This is a genomic window from Mesorhizobium sp. M7A.F.Ca.CA.002.04.1.1 (genome assembly GCF_004022805.1).
GTDB lineage: Bacteria > Pseudomonadota > Alphaproteobacteria > Rhizobiales > Rhizobiaceae > Mesorhizobium > Mesorhizobium ciceri.
Map to the genome: position 1 here is coordinate 1 of NZ_RZPL01000589.1, position 3,728 is coordinate 3,728.

Below are 3,728 nucleotides of genomic sequence, written 5' to 3' on the forward strand. Positions count from 1 at the left end.
CGACGGCGATGGCCGTGAAGATCAGCATCGCCAGCGGCAGGCACAATATGGCCAGCATCGCCATCTTGACCTCCTTGGCCTCGATCTTCTTGCCGAGATATTCGGGCGTGCGACCGACCATCAGGCCGGCGACGAAGACGGCGACGACGATGTACATCAGGATGCCGTAGAGGCCCGCGCCGACACCGCCGACGATGACTTCGCCAAGCTGCATGTTGATGATCGGGATCATGCCGCCGAGCGCCGTGAACGAGCCGTGCATGGCGTTGACAGCGCCGCAGGAAGCGGCCGTGGTGATGACGGCAAACAGCGCCGACAAGGCGATGCCGAAACGTGTCTCCTTGCCCTCCATGTTGCCGCCGTCGATGCCCAGCGCATGCACCAGCGGGTTGCCGGCGGCTTCCGCCCAGTAGCAGATGGCGACACCGGCGATGAACATGACGCCCATGGCCGAGAGGATCGCCCAGCCCTGGCGCTGGTTGCCGATCATGCGGCCGAAGACATTGGTCAAGGCGGCGCCGATGGCGAAGATCGACACCATCTGGATCAGGTTGGAGATCGCGTCGGGGTTCTCGAACGGGTGCGCGGCATTGGCGTTGAAGAAGCCGCCGCCATTGGTGCCGAGCATCTTGATGGCCACCTGCGAAGCGACCGGGCCGACGGCGATGGTCTGCTGCGCGCCTTCGAGCGTCGTGGCGTTGACATAGGCGCCCAGCGTCTGCGGCATGCCGAGCCAGACATAGGCCAGCGTCAGCACGACGCAGAACGGCAGCAGCAAATAGAGTGTGGAGCGGGTCATATCGACCCAGAAATTGCCGATCGACTTGCCCGAAGCCCGGGCAAAGCCGCGGATCAGCGCGATGGCTATGGCAATGCCCGTGGCCGCCGAAACGAAGTTCTGCACCGTCAGCCCAGCCATCTGCACGAGATAGGACATCGTGCTCTCGCCACCATAGTTCTGCCAGTTGGTGTTGGTCATGAAGCTGGCGGCGGTGTTGAAGGCGAGCCCTGGTTCAACCGCTGTCATGCCGGCCGGGTTGTAGGGCAGGCTGCCCTGCAGGCGCTGCAGGGCGTAGAGCACCAGGAAGCCGGCAAGGTTGAAGAGCAGCAGGGCGACCGCATAGGTGGTCCAGTGCTGTTCCTCCCGTTCGCTGGTTCCGCAAACACGGTACAGCCCGCGCTCGAGCGGGCCGAAGACGGGCGAGAGCAGCGTCCGGTCGCCGTCGAAGACGCGGTGCATGTAGCCGCCGAGCGGCTTCACCAGCAATATGACGATCCCGCAATAGACCAGGATCTGTATCCAACCGTTCAGTGTCATGGCTGTGGCTTTCCGTGCCTTCAGAAGCGTTCTGGACGAACGAGGGCGTAGGTCAGGTAGGCGAGCAGGAACAGCGTAACGCCGCCACCGAGAATATAGTCGACGATCATTTTTTCAGCCTCGCTCTAGAGAGCGTCGCAAGCTTTTATGTAGGCGAAACAAAGGGCAAAGAACAAAATTCCGATTCCGATAACGGCCATATCCATTGTTTTTATTCCTTTTGTTCTTTTGTACTTTGCGAACTTGACAGGAGAGTTCGCAATATATCGAAAGTGTCCCGTCGCATCTTTGGCGACGAAACCGAATGTGTTTTCTGAAGGGAATATGGACCCGATCGCCATAAAGGTTCGAGACGGAGCGCAGTGGAAAGAAATAGGAATTTCATAAAGATTTTTGCGCGGGCTCTTCCCAACACTCCACGCAGGGATTGTCGCGCAAGGCAGGCGGCCAGCCACAGGATTGCGATTTGCTTGCGAGCTGCCGGAAACGGGAAAGCCCGGCTGGGGCCAGCCGGGCCTTCTATGGTGGTGTGGCTTTAGCCGCCACGGAGGGTATCGATCTTCAGGCGGCGTAGCCGCCATAGCCACGCGCAACGGCGTGCACGCCCGCCACCGGCTCGAGGTCCGGCCACAGGATACAAGAAGCTTGCGCAAACTGGACGAGCGCGTGGCGGGCCTGCTCGATGGTCACATAGCCTGGGATGGCGAGTTCACATGCTTCCACCGCGTTGCGGTAGAGGGGGCCGCGGCGGGAGGTCGTCCAATTGGTAAGGAAGTCGTGCATTTCGGCCAGCGACGCAATCTCGCGCTTGAAGCCAAGGCCGACCGAGAGTGCGACCGGGGAATGAAACAGCTTGTCGTGCATGAAGCGGGCTCCTGGTTTTTTTGCGCGCTTGGAGAGATATCCGGCGGGTCCGCGAACGGGACGCCCTGAAACGCGCAACGAGGCCGGAGGTTCCAGACTTGGGTCTTGGCGGTTTTTGATTGTGCCTGGTCGGCGAAATTATCAATTTCGCAGCGCAACGATCATGTGCCGGACGCTCAACGGCTCCGCTTCCACTTGGCGACGGCAGGCTCTCCAAAATCCCGAAGGAGCCATCGAGATCGCTTGCCGCCCTGAGGCTCACGCCTTCTTCACGAACTCGGTCTTGAGCACCAGGCCTTTCACTTGCTTGGTGTTGCATTCGATCTCGCCGGGATTGCCGTTCAGGCGGATAGCCTTCACCAACGTGCCGCGCTTGATCGTTTCCGAAGTGCCTTTGACTTTGAGGTCCTTGATCAGCGTGACGGAATCGCCGTCATTCAATTGAGCGCCATTGCTGTCGCGCACGATTACATCGTTCGGCATGCCATCTCCTGTGATTGGCAGGTTTCAAGGGCAGAGCGCGGCGGGATGTTTACCGCCCTGCTTCGCGCAAAGGCTCGGGCTTGTCCTGCGAAGCTCGTAGAGCGAAGCAGGATGGCGGAGAGAGCGGGATTCGAACCCGCGTTACGGTCTCCCGTAAACACACTTTCCAGGCGTGCGCCTTCAACCACTCGGCCACCTCTCCGTCCATGCATGTCGCGTCGGCCGGTTTTGCCGCGCGGGTTGGGGAGATGCACCTCCCTTGGGGCAAGACGAAACTTTCGCCATCGGCGTCGCCAACCAGCAAACGCCTTCCCCTGCACCTGAGCCGTCGAAGCAACAGGCGCGGGGCTCATCTAGTCGATCCGACGGCGAATGCCAAGCCATAACGGCAGTCTATTCGCTTTGCCGGCCACACAGTCTTTCACGAGGCCGCCGGCATGCCCGTTTTTGCGGGCGCCGCCGCTGCAATGGTGTGCACAGGCAGGACCGCAGGGACGGCCGCCCTTGACTTCCCCCGGAGTTGCCTGTCGGGTGCCGAGGCTTTGCGGGGGCATTGTGCGGACATGACATCGAGCAATGGACAGACGCCAGTCAGGCGGCCGGACAGCGGGCTGTCCTTCGTGCCGGTGGGCTGGCTTGTCTTCGTCATGGCGTGGTCAGTCTACGGCCTGATCTCCGTCTGGCCCGCGGTCGGCGCCACCGGCCTGCCAGACAGCGTGCTTTACCTTATCTATGGCGGGCTCGTCGTCGACATCGTCACCATCCTATGGGGGCTTTACCTGCTCGGCCTCGCCTTCGGCCGCTCGGCCCGCTTCCCGCGCCAGTTCACGATCTGGCAGATTGCCATAATCGTCGGGCTGCTGGTCATCCATGCCTATGCCCCTACGGTGCCGGGATTCGTCTTCTCGGGCCAGGCGCTTGTCATCACCGGCGCCGAAATCGCCATCGGCGCGCTCTGCATCTATCTGCTGCGCCATGGATCCGAAGCCGATGCCGTTTATGTCAATCCGAAAACCGAGAGCCCATCGGCCTTCGTCTCGGTCATCGCCGCGCTGCTCGGCAT

The 3,728-nt window shown here is 61.3% G+C and carries 4 protein-coding genes, 1 tRNA gene and 1 pseudogene; 1 reads left to right on the forward strand and 5 read right to left on the reverse strand.

The features are described 5' to 3' along the window. From kdpA to ENZ75_RS24825, 5 genes are all read right to left on the reverse strand, one after another. On the reverse strand, window positions 1-1,318 hold a 1,318-nt coding region (gene kdpA, locus ENZ75_RS24800), incomplete at its 3' end, for a potassium-transporting ATPase subunit KdpA (protein WP_128278383.1). A gap of 20 nt (window positions 1,319-1,338) precedes the next feature. Further along, on the reverse strand, window positions 1,339-1,428 hold the full coding sequence (locus ENZ75_RS24805; protein ID WP_032808122.1) for a K(+)-transporting ATPase subunit F: 90 nt from the start codon (window positions 1,426-1,428) through the stop codon (window positions 1,339-1,341). Between the two features lie 451 nt (window positions 1,429-1,879). Beyond that, window positions 1,880-2,182 (reverse strand): DUF982 domain-containing protein, encoded by a 303-nt coding sequence (locus ENZ75_RS24815; protein WP_013529642.1) that lies wholly within the window; start codon window positions 2,180-2,182, stop codon window positions 1,880-1,882. A gap of 258 nt (window positions 2,183-2,440) precedes the next feature. Next, a complete protein-coding gene (locus ENZ75_RS24820) occupies window positions 2,441-2,665 on the reverse strand; it encodes an alkylphosphonate utilization protein (protein WP_013529641.1) in 225 nt (74 codons plus the stop codon). Between the two features lie 112 nt (window positions 2,666-2,777). Beyond that, window positions 2,778-2,867: transfer RNA gene (locus tag ENZ75_RS24825), tRNA-Ser, on the reverse strand. Window positions 2,868-3,228: 361 nt separating this feature from the next. On the opposite strand from ENZ75_RS24825, the pseudogene ENZ75_RS24830 reads away from it, so the two are divergent. Beyond that, window positions 3,229-3,728 (forward strand): annotated as a pseudogene (locus ENZ75_RS24830) (hypothetical protein); the annotation flags it as partial.